The organism is Pseudoxanthomonas sp. GM95, assembly GCF_900109775.1.
Classification (GTDB): domain Bacteria; phylum Pseudomonadota; class Gammaproteobacteria; order Xanthomonadales; family Xanthomonadaceae; genus Pseudoxanthomonas_A.
In genome coordinates, this window is record NZ_FOAX01000003.1 from 624,381 (window position 1) to 643,161 (window position 18,781).

Consider the following 18,781-nt stretch of genomic DNA (forward strand, 5'->3'; position numbering starts at 1 on the left):
GCTGAAGCGGCTCCCACAGAAGAAACAAAGAAGAAGGGCCGGCAATGCCGGCCCTTCTTTGTTTCCGTGTCGAAAGAGTCGACAACCCACTCAGCCCGAAATCGCCAGCTGCTCGCCGCGATAACGACGCACCGCCAGGAACCACATCAGACCCGACAGCCCGAAGCTCGCCGCCAGATAGATCACCCATTGCACCGGGTCGATGGCTTCGCCGCGGACGACTTTGAGGATCAGCTGGTTCTGCGCCAGGAACGGTACGGCGAACTGCCACAGCTGGGTCTTGACCGGATTCACCATCAGGATGATCGAGGGCAGCATCGGCAGCAGCATGAGATAGCTCATGTGGCTCTGCGCTTCCTTCATGCTCTTGGCCGTGGCCGACAGGAAGGTCAGCAGCGTGGTGCCGATGAACACCATCGGCATCAGGATCAGCAGCAGCAGCGCGATCGTGGTGAAGCTCACCGACATCTGCCGGCCCACGGTCGGCGAGATCACCGCGGTGAGCTTGAACATCAGCAGAGTGAAGGCCAGTGACAGCAACGCCACCGCGCAGGCCGCGGCGACCTTGCCGCTGACGATGGCGCCGCGTGCGGCCGGCGTGGCCAGCAGCGGTTCCATCGACTGGCGTTCACGCTCGCCGGCGGTGGCATCCATGATCAGGTAGGCGCCGCCCATGAACGCGCTGAGGATCAGCAGGTAAGGCAGCAACACGCCGACCAGGCGGCCGCGCTTGGCTTCTTCCGAGGCCATGTCGGTTTGCCGCACCTGCAGCGGGGCCATCGTGGCCGGGCTCACGCCACGAGCGAGCAAACGCAGCGCACCGACCTGTCCGCTGTAGGCCTGCAACAAGGCCTGCACGCGCTTGACCGGCACTTCCGCGTTTTGCCGCGTGCTATCGCTCAGCACTTCGACCGGGGCTGGCTCGCTCTTGCGCCACTTCTCGGCGTAGTCATCGCCGATGCGCAGCACCACGTCTTCCTTCTGGTCGGCGATGGCGGCGGCGATGTCCTTGGGCGCGTCCTTGATGGTGACGTTCTGGCCTTCCAGCCAGGCGATCAGGTTGGGCGCGTTGTCCTTGCCGATCACCGGCAGCTCCAGCGGCTTTTCCGAGAGGTCGCGGATGCGGTTCTCGGTCAGGGTGAAGATGCCGACCAGCAACAGCGGCAGCAGGATCGGCCCTAGCGCCAGAGACAGAAACACCGTGCGCCGGTCGCGGAACAGATCCTTCAGTTCCTTGCGCATCACGACGGAGAGGGTCTTCAGGCTGTTCATGCCAGCAGGCCCTCCTCGGAACCGATCGCCTTGACGAAGGCGTCTTCCAGGTTCTCCTCGCCATAGTGCGCACGCAGTTCGTCGGCGGTGCCGGCAGCCACGACGGTGCCCTTGGCGATGATCACGATGCGGTCACACAGCGCGGCGACCTCCTGCATGATGTGGCTGGAGAACACCACGCAATGGCCTTCGCCGCGCAGCTGCTTGAGGAATTCGCGCAAGCCGCGCGTGGTCATCACGTCCAGGCCGTTGGTGGGTTCGTCCAGCACCACGTTGCGCGGGTCGTGCACCAGCGCCCGTGCAATCGCGGTCTTGGTGCGCTGGCCCTGGCTGAAACCTTCGGTGCGGCGGTCGATGAAGTCCTGCATGTTCAGGGCCTGCACCAGACGCTCGGTACGCGCATCGATCGTCGCCTTGTCCAGGCCATGCAGCTGGCCGAAGTAGGCGATGTTCTCGCGCGCGGTCAGGCGCTTGTACACACCGCGTGCGTCAGGCAGCACGCCCAGCGCGCGGCGCGCGGCTTCGGGGTTGGTCGCCACGTCGACGCCATCGATCAGCACCTGGCCCGCATCGGGCTGCATCAGCGTGTAGAGCATGCGCAGGGTGGTGGTCTTGCCGGCGCCGTTGGGGCCAAGCAGGCCGGTGATCTGGCCATCGGCTGCGGTGAAGTCCACGCCACTGACGGCCTTGACCTCGCTCTTCTTGGTCTTGAAGGTCTTGTGGAGATTCTGCAGGGCGATCATGGGTCCCATCCGTAGAAGCCGGTGAAAGGCGGCGTGTAGGTCAGCTTGTCCAGGCACTTGGCGTCGAGCGCCTTCGGGTCCAGTCCATCCAGGAACTTGCCCAGCAGCTGCGGCGTGCAGCCCACCGCGATGACGTTGTGGCCCTGGCCGCGCAGCACCAGGTGGCGCGCGTTCGGCAGCGCCTTGGCCACTTCATCGCCGTAGCGTGGCGGGGTGACTGGATCGAACTCGCCGCTCAGCAACAGGGTCGGCACGTTGGTCGAAAGCGGCTTGCGGAAGTCAGCCGCGCGCGTGCCCTTGGGCCACACCGCGCACTGCGCCTTCAAGCCGTCGATCACGGCATTGCCCAGCAGCGAGCCGTCCTGTGCGGGGTCGGTCTTCAGCTCGCTGCCGTCCTCGGCGCAGATCACCGACAGCTGCATGCCCATCGCCATCGCATCGGCAAGTGAGCCGCCGATCATGTTGGCGGTCGCGGCCAGGGTGTCGTAGCGACCCTGCGCGGCTTCGGAAAACTGCAGCGGCAGGGTGGCCGTCATCAGCGGCAGGTAGGCCGACATGCGCACCAGCATCGCGACATCGCCGGCATGCAGGGTTTCCTGCTTGGCCTCGCCAGTGGCCGGGTCGCGGAAGTTCACGACCGGCGGCTTGTCCTTGAGCGTGGCCATCAGCGCGTTGAGGCGCTGGCGCGGATCGCCGAGCTTCTGCGTGCAGGCCGGGTCCTTGGCGCAGCGGCCGAACTGCAGGTCCAGTGCCTGCTCCAGGTTCTGGGCGAACTCATTGCCCAGCACCAGCGTGTTGGGCGCCACGCCATCGAGCACGATCGCGCGGGTGTGCTGCGGATAGGTGGCCGCGTACTGCTGGGCCACGCGCGTGCCGTAGGACACGCCGACCAGGTCGACCTTCTCCGCGCCCAGTGCCTGGCGCACGGTGTCCAGGTCGGCGATGGCTTCGCCGGTGGTGTAGAAGCGCAGGTCGGCCTTCTTCTGCAGTTGCGCCATGCAGCCGCGCGCGTAGTCGCTGGCGGCCTGAGCCGAATCGGCGTCCATCCCTTCGGCCGGGTTGGCGCATTGCAGCGGGTTTGAGCCGCCGGTGCCGCGCTGGTCGACCAGGATGACGTTGCGCTTCTTCACCACCTCGGCGAAGGCCGGCTGCACCTGCGGATAGCTGTCCAGCGCCGACTGGCCCGGGCCGCCGGCGATCATGAACACCGGATCGGGCTCGGCCGCGTCATCGCGCCCGGCCGGGATCCAGCCGATGCGCAGGTCGATCTTGCGGCCGTCCGGGGCCTTGGGATTTTCCGGCACGGTTAGCGTGGCGCACTGCGCCTGCACGACCCCGGTCGAAAGCGGCGCGCTGAGCGCGCACGGTTTGAAATCGAGCGTCCCCAACGAGCGCGCCTGGGCCGCTGGCGCGCAGGCGGCCAGGAGCAGGGCGGGGAACAACCAACGTTGCTGCATGACGGAACTCCTTGAAGGACAGCGGTATTTCCTACGTGGATGCTGACATGACGGACCTGCCATGCGGATGTGACCGAAGGCAGGGCGGCCGATTACGTTTCGAACAGGAAGATCGCCTCGATCGGCTCGCCGAACAGCCGCGCGATCTGGAAGGCCAGCGGCAGGCTGGGGTCGTACTTGCCGGTTTCGATGGAATTGATGGTCTGGCGCGACACGCCCAGGCGCTCGCCCAGCGTGGCCTGCGACCAGCCCTGCACTTCGCGCAGTTCGCGCACGCGGCTGTTCACAGGTAGCGCCGCATCAACCAGACGTAAAAGCCAGTACGAACGATCAGCAACCAGACACCCAGCGATAGCAGCGCAAGGCTGGCGTCGATATGGACAAGTCCTGCCTGCATCACGACCCAGGCCACCAAGTACCCCTGCGAGACCACGAGTGTTGCCAGCGCCCAGCTTTCAAGCTCGATCTTGCGCATCAATTCGTCCAACTGGCGCAGGTGCAGCACGATGGACGCGCTGTAGAGCGTCACCGCCAGGATGGGCAAGAGGCCGATGGCGATGACCAGCGCGGGCGAAGCGTTTGTTGGCATGGCCCAATGGGCCAACGCCAGCGTTGCGAGGTAAAGCACCAGGGCGATCCCGGCCAGCCACAGGATGCGCTTGTCGCGGAAGATGTCCTGTTCGCGGACTTCGAGCAGCTGGAAGTAGGCGTTGCGTACCACCGGGATGGCGAGGAGGAGCAGGAAAACCGCGAGTGTTCCGCCCGCGCCGAGGGCCATGCCTTGCAGGACGCGCTGATGGGCCTGGCTGAGCTGTGGCAGTAGACCTGGCACCAGCCCCAATAATGCGGTCGCCAGGACGAAGGCGCCGATCAAAAGCAGGCGCCAGCGCAGCGAGCGCGGCGTGCGCGTGTCGTTCATGGTCTTGTCCATAAAGGTGTCAGGAGGCATTCCTGCGCCAGAGGCGCAGGAGCGAATGAGCTGCGCCGTACCAGCGTCCGGTCCGGCGCAGATGGATCAGTACCGGCAGCAGCACGATGACGCCGGCGAGCATGGCGCCCCAGCGCAGCGCATCTGCATGGTTTCCATCCAGCCACGCATCCACGAAGACGGCCAGAGCAAGCACCAGCGCCGACCATTTGCTGGCATGCGAGATGGTCACGCCACGAGAGGTCTGCATGAGTTGCGGCGCGCGCGCCGCATGGCGTACCAGATAGCCCGTCGAAGCAAGCTTGATGGCACCGGCGGCAAGCGCAAGCCCGACGAGGATTTGATGGAGATGGAGCGTGATGCCGAGAATCATGCGCGGAGGACTGTCGTGTCAAGGAAAGTTGACATCATCCTGCGCGTGATCAGCGCGCGCTGTCAAGCGTGCTTTACAAGCGCGATCCTGGAGCTCTCAGCGGCTGGAGATGTACTTCTCGCGCCGGATCTGGGCCGGGCCGAGGCCGGCGTTCTTCAAGGCCTCGAACGTGGCATCGACCATGTCCGGGTTGCCGCACAGGTAGGCGATTTCGCGGGCCGGGTCCGGTGCGATCTCGGGCAGCGCCTGCTGGACATAGCCGTGGCGCAGGTCCGGGTGGGCATCGTCGGGCAGGCCGCGCGACAGGCACGGCAGATAGCGAAAGCCCGGGTGCGCGTCGGCGAACGCACGAAATTCGTCGTGGTACAGCAGGTCACCCAGCGTGCGTGCGCCCTGCAGCAGCACCACTTCGACCGCGCGCGTATCGATCAGCGCGGCCAGCGCCGGCAGCATTGCGCGATACGGCGTGACGCCGGTGCCGGTGGCGACCAGCACGTAGCGCGCATTGGCATCGCTCGGCTGCAGGGTGAAGCGGCCGAACGGCCCGCTGGCCTGCACGGTATCGCCCATGTCCAGTGCTTCGAACAGCGCCGTCGCCGCGCCGCCCGGCACATAGCTCACCGCAATCTCCACCGTCGTCTCGGCCGGTGCATCCACCGCCTGCACGTTGGCAATCGAATAGCTGCGCCGCGTGGCGGTGCCATCGGCGTAGTCGAAATGGATCTGCAGGAACTGCCCGGCGATGAAGGCCAGCGGCTGGCCATCGTTGCGCTGGAAGACGTAATGGCCCACGGTCGGGGCGATCATGCGGCGTTCGACGAGCTGTAGCGGGAACTGGACGATGGCCAAGGGCGTAGAACGCTCTGATGCCCGAAGCGCGCAGGGCGGGGCGCCTATAATAGACAATCGCTTGTCATGCGGGCCCCGGCGCCCGCGAAAGGCCCATCATGACTTCTCTTTCCGCGGCGGCCGGCAACGTGCCGGCGCTGTCCATCGTTGACCTGAAGAAGCGCTACGACAACGGCGTCGAAGCGCTCAAGGGCGTCTCGCTGGATGTCGAACCCGGCGACTTCTTCGCCCTGCTCGGTCCCAACGGCGCCGGCAAGTCCACCACCATCGGCATCATTTCCTCGCTGGTGAACCTGACCTCCGGCTCGGTCAAGGTGTTCGGCGTGGACATCGCCACCCATCGCGATGCGGCGATGCGCCTGATCGGCCTGGTGCCGCAGGAAATCAACTTCAACCTGTTCGAGAAGCCCTACGACATCCTGGTGAACTACGCCGGGTTCTACGGCACCCCGCGCGACGAGGCCGGCCCGCGCGCCGAGGAAGAACTCAAGCGCGCCCAGCTGTGGGACAAGGCCTTCATGATGAGCCGCACGCTGTCCGGCGGCATGAAGCGCCGGCTGATGATCGCCCGCGCCATGATGACCCGGCCGCGCCTGCTGATCCTGGACGAGCCCACCGCGGGCGTGGACATCGAGATCCGCCGCGGCATGTGGAAGACGCTCAAGGAGATCAACACCGCCGGCACCACGATCATCCTGACCACGCACTACCTGGAAGAAGCCGAGAGCCTGTGTCGCAACCTGGCCATCATCAACCACGGCAGGATCGTGCAGCAGGGCCCGATGCGCGCGCTGCTGGCCCAGCTGGACGTGGAAGGCTTCCTGTTCGACATCGACGGTGAGCTGCCGGCCGAGCTGCCGGTGATCGAAGGCACCACGCTGATCGCCACCGATCCGCACACGCTGGACCTGGACATGCCGCGGGCGATGGACCTCAACCGCGTGTTCGAGGCGCTGGCCGCTGCCGGCATCCGCGTGCGCTCGATGCGCACCAAGTCCAACCGGCTGGAGGAGCTGTTCGTGCGCATGATCGCCGCGCCCGCCGCCACGTCCACGGAGGCTTCCGCATGAGCAACCCGACCCTGGTGCCGACCACCAGCAACACCCAGCGCAACCTCACCGCGCTGTGGACCATCGCCCGCCGCGAAGTGGCGCGCATCCTGCGGATCTGGGGCCAGACCCTGGTGCCGCCGGCGATCACCATGACGCTCTACTTCCTGATCTTCGGCGGCCTGATCGGCTCCAAGGTCGGCGACATGGGTGGCTACAGCTACATGCAGTTCATCGTGCCGGGCTTGGTGATGATGAGCGTCATCCAGAACAGCTACGGCAACATCAGCTCGTCGTTCTTCGGCGCCAAGTTCGGCCGCCACGTGGAAGAGCTGCTGGTCAGCCCGATGCCCAACTGGGTGATCCTGCTGGGTTACGTGGCCGGCGCGGTGCTGCGCGGCTTGATGGTGGGCGCGATCGTGCTGGTGATCGCGATGTTCTTCACCCCGGTGCGCGTGCCGCATCCGCTGGTGACGCTGACCACGGTGCTGCTGGGCGCGACGATCTTCTCGCTGGCCGGCTTCGTCAACGCGGCCTACGCACGCAAGTTCGACGACATCGCCATCGTGCCGACCTTCATCCTGACCCCGCTGACCTACCTGGGCGGCGTGTTCTATTCGGTCAAGCTGCTGCCGGGCTGGGCCGAGGCGGCTACCCACCTCAACCCGATCTTCTACATGGTCAACGCCTTCCGTTATGGCCTGCTGGGCAGCAGCGACGTGCCGCTGTGGATCGCCTACGCGTTGATGATCGGCTTCGTGGTGGCGCTGGGCGCGCTGGGCCTGTGGCTGCTCAAGCGCGGCGTTGGTCTGCGCAGCTGATCTTCCAAGAACGATAGGACTTTCGATGCGGATCCTGGTGTTGGGTGCCGGTGGCACCGGTGGGTATTTCGGCGGGCGCCTGGCGCAGGCCGATGTGGATGTGACCTTCCTGGTGCGTGACGCGCGCGCGGCGCAGCTGCAGCGCGACGGGCTGGTGATCAAGAGCCCGCTGGGCGATGCGCAGTTCCCGGTCGCGCATGTCACGGCCGATGCGCTGCCGGCGCTGGCCGCAGCGCAGCCGTTCGACGTGGTGCTGCTGAGCTGCAAGGCCTACGACCTGGACAGCTCACTCGACGCGATCGCCCCGGCCGTCGGCGCTAACACGACGGTCTTCCCGATCCTCAACGGCCTGCAGCATTACGCGGCGCTGGATGCGCACTTCGGCGCGGCCAACGTGCTGGGCGGGCTGTGCTTCATCAGTGCGATGAAGGGCGAGGGCGGCGAAGTGCTGCACTTGGGCAAGGCCGCGTCGATCACCTTCGGCGAGCGACGCGGCGAGGCCGATAGCCCGCGCACGCTGGCGTTGGCGGCGCTGTTCCAGCAGGCCGGCGTGCAGTTCGAGCACGCGCGCGACATCGCCCTGGCGCAGTGGAGCAAGTACAGCTTCCTCACCGCGCTGGCGGCGGCCACCTGCCTGATGCGCGGCAGCGTCGGCGCGATCGTCGCGGCCGAAGGCGGGCGTGATTTCATGATCGCCCTGTACCGCGAGTGCGTGGAGGTGGCCAAGGCCAGCGGCGTGGCCGTCCCTGAAACGGCGCAGGTCACCATGCTCGAACACCTCACCCGTCCCGGCTCGGACCTCACCGCCTCGATGCTGCGCGACCTGCAGTCGGGCCAGCGCGTGGAAGCCGCGCACATCGTCGGCGACATGGTTCATCGCGCGGCCCACGCCGGCCTGCGTGCGCCGCGCCTGGAGACGGCCTGGATCCATCTGCAGGTGTTCGAGGCCAACTCCGCCGGTTGAGCCTTCGCGCGGACGCGACGCCGCCCTGCCCATGCTCCGACGCCAAGACTGCGCGGAGCACGGCAATGAAGGCGTTCGAGAAGGTGTTCCTGGTCGGCCACATCGTGGTGATCTTGCTGTTCGTCCTGTGCGGCGCGGGCCTGATGTGGATGGCCGGCAGCGAACTGCTGCATGCCTTCCAACAGGAAGCGCAGGACACCCGCGCCCGCTTCAACCTGGTGCTGGAGTGCATCGGCCTGCTGACCATCGCGCTGGTGTCGATGGAGCTGGGCCAGACGATCTTCGAGGAAGAGGTGATGCGCGACGTCAAGGTCAGCGGGCCCACGCGCGTGCGCCGCTACCTGTCGCGCTTCATGGTGGTCATCGTGATCGCGCTGTCGATCGAAACCCTGGTGATGACCTTCGAGCTGGTCCACGAAGACCCGACCAAGCTGCCCTACGCCGGCGCCGCCGGCCTGACCGCCGCGGTGCTGCTGATCGCCTGGGGCGTGTTCGTCAAACTCAACCGTGCCGCCGAGGAGCTGGAACCCGAGGCGATGGAAGACGCCAAGCAGGAAGACGACAAGGTCGATTGACCTTGCCGAGCTGGCCAGACCTACGCCGGTAGCTTGAAGAACGCGCGCGCGGTGGCGGTGGTGGCCTGGGCGGTCACCGCCAGCGCTTCGTTGCGATCGCGCGCCACTTCCTCGGCGATATGCGACAGGAACGCCGGCTCGTTGCGGCGGTCCTTGGGCATCGGCTTAAGCGTGCGCGGCAGCAGGTAGGGCGCATCGGTTTCGATCATCAGCCGGTGGGCTGGGATGTGCGGCACCAGTTCGCGCAGGTGCGCGCCACGGCGTTCGTCGCACAGCCAGCCGGTGATGCCGATGTGCCAGTCCTGGTCCAGGTAATCGAACAGCTCCTCGCGCGTGCCGGTGAAGCAGTGCACCACCGCCGCCGGCAGCTGGCCGTCGAACTGCTTCATCACCGCCATGAAGTCCGCATGCGCGTCGCGCTGGTGCAGGAACAGCGGCTTGCCGGTATCGACCGCGGTCTGCAGCTGGCGTTCGAACGCCTTGCGCTGGGCCGGACGCGGCGAGAAGTCGCGGTTGTAATCCAGACCGCATTCGCCGACGGCCACCACCTCCGGTTGCGCCAACAACGCGCGCATTTCGGCATCGCATTCGTCGGTGTATTCGGTGGCGTGGTGCGGGTGCACGCCGGCGGTGGCAAACAGGAACCCCGGATGCGCGCGCGCCAGCTCCAGCGCCTTGGGCGAGTGCTCGCGACTGGCGCCGGTGATCACCAGCTGGCCCACGCCTGCCGCGCGCGCGCGCTGCAGCACCGCGTCACGGTCGCGGTCGAAGGAATCGTGGGTGAGGTTGGCGCCGATATCGATGAGCTGCATGGACCGTGGGGCATTGCGTGGGGCCTTACATTGTAGGGCGCGCCCGCCATGCGCCTTATCCTTGTGCGCAATGTCCGCGCCGAACTTCCCCATTTCCCCGCTCCTGCCGCAGATCACCGCGTCGCTTGCTGCTCATCCGCGCCTGGTGCTGGAAGCGCCGCCCGGCGCCGGCAAGACCACCCAGGTGCCGCTGGCGCTGCTGGATGCGCCGTGGCTGGCGGGCCGCAAGCTCGTGATGCTGGAACCGCGTCGCGTCGCCGCGCGCGCCGCCGCCGGGTTCATGGCCAAGCAGCTGGGCGAACCGGTCGGCGAGACCGTCGGCTACCGCATCCGCTTCGACAACAAGACCAGCGCGCGCACCCGGATTGAGGTGGTCACCGAAGGCATCCTCACCCGGATGCTGCAGGACGATCCGCTGCTGGAAGACGTCGGCGCGCTGCTGTTCGACGAGTTCCACGAACGCCACCTGGCCGGCGATCTCGGCCTGGCCCTGGCGCTGGACGTGCAGGGCGCATTGCGCGAGGACCTGCGCATTGTGGTGATGTCGGCCACGCTCGATGGCGCGCGCCTGTCGCAGTGGCTGGACGCGCCGCGCCTGAGCAGCGAGGGCCGCAGCTATCCGGTCGAGGTGTCGCATTTCCCTGCGCGCCGCGACGAAGCGCTGGAGCCGCAGACGCGCCGTGCCGTGGAAGCGGCTTTGGCCGCGCATCCAGGCGATGTGCTGGTGTTCCTGCCCGGCCAGCGCGAGATTGCGCGCGTGGATGCGGCTCTGCGCGACAGTCCCGCGCTAGCTGAGGTCAGCGTGCTGGCCTTGCACGGCGAGCTGCCGGTCGAACAGCAGTCGGCCGTGCTGCAGCCCGATCCCGACGGCCGCCGCCGCGTGGTGCTGGCCACCAACGTGGCCGAGTCGTCGGTGACCTTGCCCGGCGTGCGCGTGGTGATCGACAGCGGCCTGGCGCGCGAGCCGCGCTTCGATCCCAACAGCGGGTTCTCGCGGCTGGACGTGGTGCACATCGCCCAGGCCTCGGCCGACCAGCGCGCCGGTCGTGCCGGTCGTGTGAACGAAGGCGTGGCGTGGCGACTGTGGCCGGCCTCGCAGCGTCTGGAACCGCAACGCCGGCCGGAGATCGCCCAGGTCGAACTGGCCGGCCTCGCGCTGGAACTGGCGGCTTGGGGCAGCGACGACCTGCGTTTCGTCGACACCCCGCCGCCCGGCCCCTTGGCTGCCGCGCGCGATCTGCTGCAGCGGCTGGGCGCGCTGGACCAGCACCAGGCGATCACCCCGCTGGGCAAGCAGCTGCTGAAGCTGGGCACGCATCCACGCCTGGCCGCAATGCTGCTCACCGCCGACGCGGGGGCGATGCGCGCGCTGGCCTGCGATGTCGCCGCGCTGGTGGAGGCGCGCGATCCGCTACGCGGCGGTGGCGATGCGCTGGCCGCCCGCTGGCGTGCGCTGGCCGCGTTCCGACACGGCCGGGCACCGGCCGATGCGCATCGTTCCGCCTTGGCCGCGATCGATGCGGCGGCCAAGCAGTGGCGCCGTCGCCTGCGCGAGGACGCCATGCCACCGCGCGAGATCGAGGCGCATGCGCTGGGCGACCTGCTCGCGCTCGCCTTCCCCGATCGCATCGGCTATCGCCACGCCACCGATCCGCTGCGCTATGCGCTGGCCAATGGCCGCACCGCGCGGCTGTTCGACGACAGCGCGCTGCGCGGCGAGCCGTGGATCGTGGCCAGCGAGCTGCGTTTCGAGTCGCGCGATGGGCTGATCCTGCGCGGCGCGCCGGTGGACGAAGGCTTCCTGCGCGCGCGCTTCGCCTCGCACTTTTCCACCGGTGATCACGTGCGCTGGGATGGCGAACGGCGTGCGCTGGTGGCGCAGCGCGAGTCGCGTTTCGACGCGATCGTGTTGGACGCACGTCCGGCCGGGAAGATCGATCCGCAGCACGCCGCCGCCGCGCTCACCGACGCGGTGCGCGACCTCGGCTTGGACGCACTGCCCTGGACCGACAATCTGCAGCAGTGGCGCGCCCGCGTGCGCAACCTGCGCGCGTGGATGCCCGAACTCGACCTGCCCGACCTGTCCGATGACGCGCTGCTGGCGACGCTGGCGACCTGGCTCAAGCCCGCCTTCGCCGGCAAGACCCGGCTGGACGCATTGGACGAACAGGACCTGGGCGAAGCACTCAAGTCCTCGACCGACTGGTCCACCCGCCAGCGCATCGACACGTTGGCGCCCACGCGCATCACCGTGCCCTCGGGCATGGAGCGACGCATCGATTACGGCGTGGAGCACGATGGCAGTCCGCGCGCGCCAGTGCTGGCGGTGAAGCTGCAGGAGCTGTTCGGCCTGGCCGACACGCCACGCATCGCCGATGGCCGCATCGCATTGACCCTGCACCTGCTTTCGCCCGGCGGCAAACCGCTGCAGGTTACCCAGGACCTGCGCAGCTTCTGGGCCAATACCTATGCCGAGGTGCGCAAGGAGATGAAGGGGCGCTACCCGCGCCATCCCTGGCCCGAAGACCCGTGGACCGTTGCCGCGACCCATCGCGCCAAACCGCGCGGCACCTGATGCATCAGTAGGACTCGCGTTTGTGGGCGCCGCTTCAGCGGCGAAGAGGCACTACTGGGAAAGCGCCATCGCCACGAAGCAGCGCCTACCCGGGTGTCCCGTGTTCAGCCTGCGGACGGCCTCACGCCGCTGCGCACACACGCCGTCTACATGCCTGCCGGGAGACTGGCCCTCTTTCATCGGCCACGGGGTCTTTCCAATGAGCAAGTTCACTGACATCAGCGATCGCGCGCTGGAAACCGCCCTGGACCTGGTCCACCAGGCGGGCGACGGCCTGCGCAGCGCAGGCAGCAGCGTGCGTGATCTGGTGCCTTCGCGCCGGTCCAAGGCCAGCCAGCTGATCAAGAACAGCGCCGCGCTCGGCGCCGTGCGCACTGGCGGCAAGGCCACCGCGACGTTCGTCAAGCGCAACCCGATCGCCGTCGGCGCCGCGGCCGCCGTCGGCGTGGGCCTGATTGGCTACGCGGTGTTCCGCAAGTACAAGCAGAAGCAGGCCAGCGCCGCGATCGACAGCAGCGCGCGCAGGCTGGAACCGGCCACCACGCGTGGCAACGCGGGCGTGCGCTCGCGTGCCGGTCGCCACAGCCGCGTCGCCCCCAAGACACCCAGCGAAAGCTGAGTTTCCAACGCTGAGTCCTCGGCCTTCGCACGGATGCCACCGCAGCCGTGCGGCGGTCGAGCCAGCCTCTGGTTGAAGCCAACGCCCGGTCCTGCCGGGCGTTGCGCTGTCTGGCGCAGGCGATGTGCTTCTCAGACGACGTGCTTCAAGGCGACTGGATGCGCCACTGGCCGGGCTGCAGGCCATCCAGCGCAACCGCGCCCATCGATGCACGCACCAGGCGCAGCGTCGGCAGGCCGACGGCCGCGGTCATGCGCCGCACCTGCCGGTTGCGGCCCTCGCGCAGGGTCATTTCCAGCCAGGCATCGGGCACGGTCTTGCGCACCCGCACCGGCGGATCGCGCAGCCATAGCGACGGCGGGTCCTCCAGCAGGCGCGCGCGCGCGGGCAGGGTGGGGCCATCGTTCAAGGTCACGCCATCGCATAGCGCACGCAGTTGCTCGGGCTGCGGCGTGCCTTCGACCTGGACCAGATAGGTCTTGTCCTGCTTGTGGCGCGGATCTGTGAGCCGGTGCGCCAGCGCGCCGTCATCGGTGAGCAACAGCAGGCCCTCACTGTCGTAGTCCAAGCGACCGGCCGCATACACGTCCTTGGGCAAGCCGAACGCGGCCAGCGTGCGTCGCGGCGTCGCGCTGCGATCGGTGAACTGGCACAGCACGTTGAACGGTTTGTTGAAGGCAATCAGCACGGCGTTGACGGTGACGACAGTCGGGACAGGGATGGCCCGCACATTATCGGCCAAGCGCCCGCGCGTCATCGCGATGGCACGCTGCGCACAACGCGCAGGATGCACGCGGTGGCATTTGACGCATCGCCAGCGGCCGCCTAACGTGCGCCATTCAGCCGGGCCGAGATACGGTCCATGCCGGCCCGCAACGTGGGCAAGCGCAACGCGCGATTCCATGGATTCTGGAGAAGCCGATGTACAGCCCGCTTTCCGCACAGACCCCGTCGAGACCGCCTGCCAGGCGTGCGCCGACGATGGTGCTGATCGCTCTTTCCGTGTTCTTCCTTGCAGGGTGCCAAACCGCCATGTCTGCCCAGATGCAAACCAACGATGCGTCCACCACCAATGCGTGGCCGCTGCACTTCAAGCGCCATGGCTTCGATGCGTTCTGCTACAACACCGCATCGTGCACGGTGATCTACAACCAGCTTGATCTGACGCCGGAAGACAAGCAGCGTCCGTCTGGCGCGCCGCCATCGGGGGATTACCGGGCCAAGTGGGGCAAGGCCTCGCATATCGGAATCAATAATTTCCCCGAGCCGGCGATCGTGAAGTGGACCTCGGCCGATGGTCAGTCGCACGAGGCCAGCGTGGACATCGCGCAGATCTTCAAGGACGAACGCGTCCTGCACCACGTGAAGCAAAATGACTATCCCGAAGGCTCCTTCGGCGGCAGCGTCGATATCTTCCTTGAGGTCAACGACCGCACGCTGACGGTGTTCAGCAAGGCGCACGTCCCCACCAAGTCCGAGCAGGTGCCGGGGAACAAATACAGCTTCCATCGCAACGACCTCATCGAGGCGTGGAGCAAGACCTACTAAGGACGCGTGCATCCAGGGATCGGAGAGACGAGATGACCGAGCACCACAAACTTGAGAAGGATGGCGTCCTGGGCGATGGGGTCTCCCATTACCCGGCCAGCGCCGAAGACCTGGCGACCTACAGCCGCGCCAACACCGCGCTGTCGCAATTTCAGGCACCGATCCTGATCCACGCGGGCAATCCGAACGAAAAGCTGTTCATTGCGGCATTCGACGGAACCGGCAACGACGTGTTCTCCGATCCCGAACATGCCACCAACGTGGCCGGCATCCGCAGCCAGATCAAGCACCTCAACCGGGATGGCAACGACCAGATCGAAGTGGGCTACGTCATTGGCCCAGGCACGCAGAAGAACGCGCTGGCCAGGACGCTCGACGGTGCCGATGGGCATACCTACAACGAACGCCTGGAAGACATGTACCGGCAGTTCATCGAAAAGGCCTCGGAGTGGAAAGCGGAGAATCCCGATGCGCAGATCCGCGTCGCCGATGTCGGCTTCAGCCGTGGTGCGGAGCAGGCGGCGGGGTTTTCGCGCCTGGTGCATGAGCGCGGCATCCAGGACCCCGATGGCGCGGTGTACAAGCTGGGCTCGCATGGCGAGATCAAGAGCGTGGCCTACAACAAGGAGCCCATCGTCGAGCCCGGCCAGGTCGCGCAAGCCGTCGGGCTGTTCGATCCGGTCGGCACCGGCGATCCGGTCAAGCACCAGGACCGGCGGCTTCCGCCGTCGGTGATCTCCGGCGTGCAGATCATTGCCGAGGACGAGCGCCGCGGGCTGTTCAAATCCACGCACATTATCGATCCGGGGCAGACGTCGGACGGCCGCCTGCTGGGCGTGACCGTGGCCGGTGCGCATTCGGATATCGGCGGCAGTTACCACCGCGATGGCCTGGCCACGCGCAGCGGCAACCTGATGACCGATTACGTCAACGCGCTCAGCGACAAGCCGTTCCTGGACAAGCGCGCCGAGCCCAGCGATCCGCGCTTGAACGTGGTGCACCGCTCCGAAGAAGGGATGTTGCTCTACAAGTGGGGCTCCAAGGTCGATCGTTTGCAGCCGGAAGGCTACGTCGAGCGGCTCGTGCCCAAGCACATGGTCGACAAGGTGCTCGATCCGAACAACGCCGAGCCGATCGACCAAAGCCTGCGCGCGAAATTTCCACAGCACGCCGTGCAGATCGGCGCCGTGCCCGGCAACCCGCAGCCAACGCGCACCGAATCAATGGCCAATCCCGCCAGCGCACTGGGGCAGGGCGATGCCGCGCTTTACCAGGCGCTGCGCGACAAGCTGCCAGCCAGCATGGACAACGATCGGGTGATGCAGGCCACGCTGCGCGCGCGCCAGGAAGGCATCGCGCCCGGCGCGCTGGGCGGCGCGACCGAACATAACGGCAGCCTGTGGGTGGTCGGTACCACCACCGGCTATCGCGCGCAGATCGACCTGTCGCAACCGGCGCCGCCGATGCAGGATTCGATGCGCCAGCTGCAGTCGCTCAACGCCCCTTCGCAACAGCGACCAACGCCCACGCTGGCGCAGGAGCCGCCGAGCCAGCAGGCACCGGTGCGCGCGCTGCAATAGCGCGAAGCCGAACTGCGCTAGCGGCGCAGCTCGGTCGGCTTTTCCAGCTGGTAGATCGCCTCGCCCAGCTCATCCACCTTCGCCGCCAGCACGGCCTGCGCATCAGACAGGCCGCGGTTGTAGAAGTACGCGCCGACGTCCTTGGCGAAGAAATCCAGCAGGAACTCGGCATCGAACCGGCCGATCTCCTGCCGCAACTCCTGGTCGAAATACAGCTGGATCCGGCGCACGATCTGCGCCTTCTCGTCTTCGCTGAAACGGATCTCGGCCATCTGCAACGCGCTTAGGGCTTCACGAAGCGCAGCGTCATGCGGTCGCTTTCGCCGATGGCCTGGTATTTGGCGTCGTCGGCCTTGTCGTGGCTGTTGGTCGGCGGCAGCGTCCACACGCCGCCGGGGTAATCCTTGGTATCGCGCGGATTGGCGTTGATCTCGCTCTTGCCTTCCAGCTTGAAGCCGGCCGCGGTGGCCAGCGCGATCACCTGGGTCTCGCCGACGTAGCCGCTCTCATCGCCGTCGGCCACTTCACCCTTGGCGCGGTGTTCGACCACGCCCAGCGTGCCGCCGGATTTCAGCACGGCGAAGAAGCCCTTGAACATCGCCTCGGCGTTGTCGGCCATGCGCCAGTTGTGCACGTTGCGGAATGTCAGCACCACGTCGGCCGAATTGGCCGGGCCGAAGCTCGGCGTGGCCGGCGCGTAGCTGATGATCTTGGCCTTGCCGTAGTGGGCGGCGTCACTCTTGTAGAACGCTTCCAGGCTGTCCTTGGACTTCTGCTGGTAGGCGCGCGATTTCTCGGCGACGGCGGCCGGGTCGACGACCGCGGCGATGTACTGGCCTTCGGTCTTCAGGTACGGCGCCAGGATCGCCGAATACCAGCCGCTGCCCGGGGTGATCTCGATGACGGTGTCGTGCGGCTGCACGCCGAAGAAGGTCAGCGTCTGGCCCGGATGACGGTACTTGTCGCGGGCCACGTCGGCCGGCTTGCGCCACGCGCCGTCGATGGCCGACTGCAGCGGCGCGGGCACGGTGATCGCGGTGGTGGATTGCTGGGCGAAGGCGGGCGCCATCGGCACCAGGGCAGCACACAGGGCAAGCGTGACAAGGCAACGGCGCATGACGAAATCCCGGCAGGAAAAGTGGCGCCGAGCCTAGCACGCAGCCTGTCTGCAACTGCGCGTGCACGCAGGTTTAAACGCCTGGCGCCTAGGCTGGCGGGCGAAGATTTTCCTTACACGTTCGACCAGGAGACATCACCGTGACATCCATCCCACAGCGCCCGTTGGGCAAGTCCGGCATCACCGTCGCGCCGCTGGCCTTCGGCGGCAACGTGTTTGGCTGGAGCGTCAAGGATGCGGCCGGCACCGCGCGATTGCTGGACGCGTTCGTCGATGGCGGCTTCAACCTGATCGATACCGCCGACGTGTATCCGGCCTGGGTCCCGGGCAACCGTGGCGGCGAGTCGGAAGCACTCATCGGCCAGTGGCTCAAGTCCAGCGGCAAGCGCGAGCAGGTCGTGATCGCCACCAAGGTCGCCAAGTGGGCCGAGCGTCCGGGCCTGTCGCCGGAGAACATCGAGGCGGCGGTGGATGATTCGCTGCGTCGCCTGGGCGTCGAGACCATCGACCTGTACCAGGCGCACGAGGACGACGACTCGGTGCCGCTGGAAGCCACGCTCGGCGCGTTCGCGCGCCTGATCGAAAAGGGCAAGGTGCGCGCGATCGGTGCGTCCAACTACAGCGCCGAACGTTTGCAGCAGGCCTTGGCGGTCTCGGCCGACCAGGGCCTGCCGCGTTACGAAACCCTGCAGCCCGAATACAACCTCTACGACCGCGCCGGCTACGAGGCCGAGCTGGAGTCGCTGGTCGAGGGCGAAGGCCTGGCGGTGATCAGCTATTACTCGCTGGCCAGCGGCTTCCTCACCGGCAAGTACCGCGATGCGGCCGATGCGGCCAAGAGCGCGGCGCGCGGCACCAAGGTGGTCGCGCAATACCTCAACCCGCGCGGCAAGGCGATCCTGGACGCGCTCGATGGCGTGGCTTCCGAGCACAAGGCCACGCTGGCGCAGGTTGCGCTGGCCTGGCTGATGGCACGCGCGTCGATCACCGCGCCGATCGCCAGCGCCAGCAGCGTGGCGCAGCTGGAGGACATCCTGCAGGCCGCGCGCCTGCAGCTGACGCCGGCGCAGATCCAGGCGCTAGACCAGGCCAGCGAGCCGTAAACCGGCGGTGGGCGTGAAGACGGCAGACCGCGCCTGCACCGCGGCATTACCTGGGCAGGTGCACCGTGCGCCCGCGCCGCCCCCTCGACCGGGCGGCTGCCGCGGAGGCCGCCATGCACATCAACCTTCCCGCCGGGCCACGCCCAGGCCCCAGTCCCTGGCAGGACGAGGACGAACATCCGCCGCTGCCGCCTGGCGCGGCAGAACCGCCGTGCCCCGGGCAGGCCGGCGATCCGCCTTCGCACGATGCGGAGATGCCCAGGCAACTGGCCTGAGGTGGGTGACAGCGCTGTCGTGCTCAGCCGGGCTCGACAGACGCGCCGGCCCAGTGCAGCCTGCGTGGCTTCGTTCGACGCCGAGGGCTTGGCATCTGCCGGGCATGGCTTAGAATGCATG

At 67.2% G+C, this 18,781-nt stretch carries 20 protein-coding genes; 9 read left to right on the forward strand and 11 right to left on the reverse strand.

Annotated elements, in window-relative coordinates; translation table 11 throughout:
* Positions 1-90 precede the first annotated feature (90 nt).
* From BMZ17_RS17560 to BMZ17_RS17590, 7 genes are all read right to left on the reverse strand, one after another.
* Positions 91-1,272, reverse strand: a complete 1,182-nt coding sequence (locus BMZ17_RS17560; protein WP_093141838.1) for an ABC transporter permease — start codon at positions 1,270-1,272, stop codon at positions 91-93.
* Positions 1,269-2,015: an ABC transporter ATP-binding protein gene (locus tag BMZ17_RS17565; RefSeq protein WP_093141843.1), complete on the reverse strand. Its 747-nt coding sequence runs from the start codon at positions 2,013-2,015 to the stop codon at positions 1,269-1,271. Before BMZ17_RS17565 ends, BMZ17_RS17560 begins: the two co-directional genes overlap by 4 nt.
* Positions 2,012-3,472: an alpha/beta hydrolase gene (locus BMZ17_RS17570; RefSeq protein ID WP_093141847.1), complete on the reverse strand. Its 1,461-nt coding sequence runs from the start codon at positions 3,470-3,472 to the stop codon at positions 2,012-2,014. Before BMZ17_RS17570 ends, BMZ17_RS17565 begins: the two co-directional genes overlap by 4 nt.
* A 92-nt stretch (positions 3,473-3,564) precedes the next feature.
* Positions 3,565-3,759: a helix-turn-helix transcriptional regulator gene (locus tag BMZ17_RS17575; protein WP_093141852.1), complete on the reverse strand. Its 195-nt coding sequence runs from the start codon at positions 3,757-3,759 to the stop codon at positions 3,565-3,567.
* Positions 3,756-4,391 carry a hypothetical protein gene (locus BMZ17_RS17580; protein WP_139202998.1) on the reverse strand — a complete coding sequence of 212 codons (636 nt, stop codon included), beginning with the start codon at positions 4,389-4,391 and terminating at the stop codon, positions 3,756-3,758. The genes BMZ17_RS17575 and BMZ17_RS17580 overlap by 4 nt, the downstream gene beginning before the upstream one ends.
* A gap of 19 nt (positions 4,392-4,410) precedes the next feature.
* Complete coding sequence (locus BMZ17_RS17585) at positions 4,411-4,773, reverse strand: hypothetical protein (protein WP_093141861.1); 363 nt, start codon at positions 4,771-4,773, stop codon at positions 4,411-4,413.
* A 96-nt stretch (positions 4,774-4,869) separates the two neighbouring features.
* Positions 4,870-5,580, reverse strand: coding sequence for a ferredoxin--NADP reductase (locus BMZ17_RS17590; RefSeq protein ID WP_093142381.1), 711 nt, complete (start codon positions 5,578-5,580; stop codon positions 4,870-4,872).
* Positions 5,581-5,720: 140 nt separating this feature from the next.
* Between BMZ17_RS17590 and BMZ17_RS17595 the strand changes: the two genes are divergently transcribed.
* The 4 genes from BMZ17_RS17595 (at position 5,721) to BMZ17_RS17610 (ending at position 9,031) form a co-directional block, all read left to right on the forward strand.
* The gene (locus BMZ17_RS17595) at positions 5,721-6,692 is read left to right on the forward strand and encodes an ABC transporter ATP-binding protein (protein WP_093141865.1); all 972 of its coding nucleotides are present in this window, start codon (positions 5,721-5,723) and stop codon (positions 6,690-6,692) included.
* Positions 6,689-7,492 (forward strand): ABC transporter permease, encoded by an 804-nt coding sequence (locus BMZ17_RS17600; RefSeq protein ID WP_093141869.1) that lies wholly within the window; start codon positions 6,689-6,691, stop codon positions 7,490-7,492. The genes BMZ17_RS17595 and BMZ17_RS17600 overlap by 4 nt, the downstream gene beginning before the upstream one ends.
* 25 nt (positions 7,493-7,517) lie before the next feature.
* Positions 7,518-8,456, forward strand: coding sequence for a 2-dehydropantoate 2-reductase (gene panE, locus BMZ17_RS17605; RefSeq protein ID WP_093141874.1), 939 nt, complete (start codon positions 7,518-7,520; stop codon positions 8,454-8,456).
* A 65-nt stretch (positions 8,457-8,521) separates the two neighbouring features.
* Positions 8,522-9,031 carry a hypothetical protein gene (locus BMZ17_RS17610; protein WP_093141878.1) on the forward strand — a complete coding sequence of 170 codons (510 nt, stop codon included), beginning with the start codon at positions 8,522-8,524 and terminating at the stop codon, positions 9,029-9,031.
* A gap of 20 nt (positions 9,032-9,051) precedes the next feature.
* Here BMZ17_RS17610 and BMZ17_RS17615 read toward each other — a convergent pair whose 3' ends face one another.
* Positions 9,052-9,843: a TatD family hydrolase gene (locus tag BMZ17_RS17615; protein ID WP_093141883.1), complete on the reverse strand. Its 792-nt coding sequence runs from the start codon at positions 9,841-9,843 to the stop codon at positions 9,052-9,054.
* Positions 9,844-9,913: 70 nt separating this feature from the next.
* On the opposite strand from BMZ17_RS17615, the gene hrpB reads away from it, so the two are divergent.
* Together hrpB and BMZ17_RS17625 are read left to right on the forward strand one after the other, a co-directional pair.
* Positions 9,914-12,418 (forward strand): ATP-dependent helicase HrpB, encoded by a 2,505-nt coding sequence (gene hrpB, locus BMZ17_RS17620; protein WP_175485659.1) that lies wholly within the window; start codon positions 9,914-9,916, stop codon positions 12,416-12,418.
* Positions 12,419-12,617: 199 nt separating this feature from the next.
* On the forward strand, positions 12,618-13,037 hold the full coding sequence (locus tag BMZ17_RS17625; RefSeq protein WP_093141892.1) for a hypothetical protein: 420 nt from the start codon (positions 12,618-12,620) through the stop codon (positions 13,035-13,037).
* A gap of 145 nt (positions 13,038-13,182) precedes the next feature.
* Here the strand turns inward: BMZ17_RS17625 and BMZ17_RS17630 are convergent, their stop codons facing one another.
* Entirely contained in the window at positions 13,183-13,725 is a 543-nt protein-coding gene (locus BMZ17_RS17630; protein ID WP_093142386.1) for a pseudouridine synthase, read from the reverse strand.
* 344 nt (positions 13,726-14,069) lie between these two features.
* Between BMZ17_RS17630 and BMZ17_RS17635 the strand changes: the two genes are divergently transcribed.
* A complete protein-coding gene (locus BMZ17_RS17635; RefSeq protein WP_093141896.1) occupies positions 14,070-14,585 on the forward strand; it encodes a hypothetical protein in 516 nt (171 codons plus the stop codon).
* A 32-nt stretch (positions 14,586-14,617) separates the two neighbouring features.
* Positions 14,618-16,165 (forward strand): phospholipase effector Tle1 domain-containing protein, encoded by a 1,548-nt coding sequence (locus tag BMZ17_RS17640; RefSeq protein WP_093141901.1) that lies wholly within the window; start codon positions 14,618-14,620, stop codon positions 16,163-16,165.
* Between the two features lie 17 nt (positions 16,166-16,182).
* Here BMZ17_RS17640 and BMZ17_RS17645 read toward each other — a convergent pair whose 3' ends face one another.
* A complete protein-coding gene (locus BMZ17_RS17645) occupies positions 16,183-16,437 on the reverse strand; it encodes a DUF2164 domain-containing protein (protein ID WP_093141906.1) in 255 nt (84 codons plus the stop codon).
* A gap of 11 nt (positions 16,438-16,448) precedes the next feature.
* Entirely contained in the window at positions 16,449-17,282 is an 834-nt protein-coding gene (locus BMZ17_RS17650) for a class I SAM-dependent methyltransferase (protein ID WP_093141911.1), read from the reverse strand.
* 140 nt (positions 17,283-17,422) lie between these two features.
* On the opposite strand from BMZ17_RS17650, the gene BMZ17_RS17655 reads away from it, so the two are divergent.
* A complete protein-coding gene (locus BMZ17_RS17655; RefSeq protein ID WP_093141915.1) occupies positions 17,423-18,385 on the forward strand; it encodes an aldo/keto reductase in 963 nt (320 codons plus the stop codon).
* Positions 18,386-18,781: the final 396 nt, after the last annotated feature.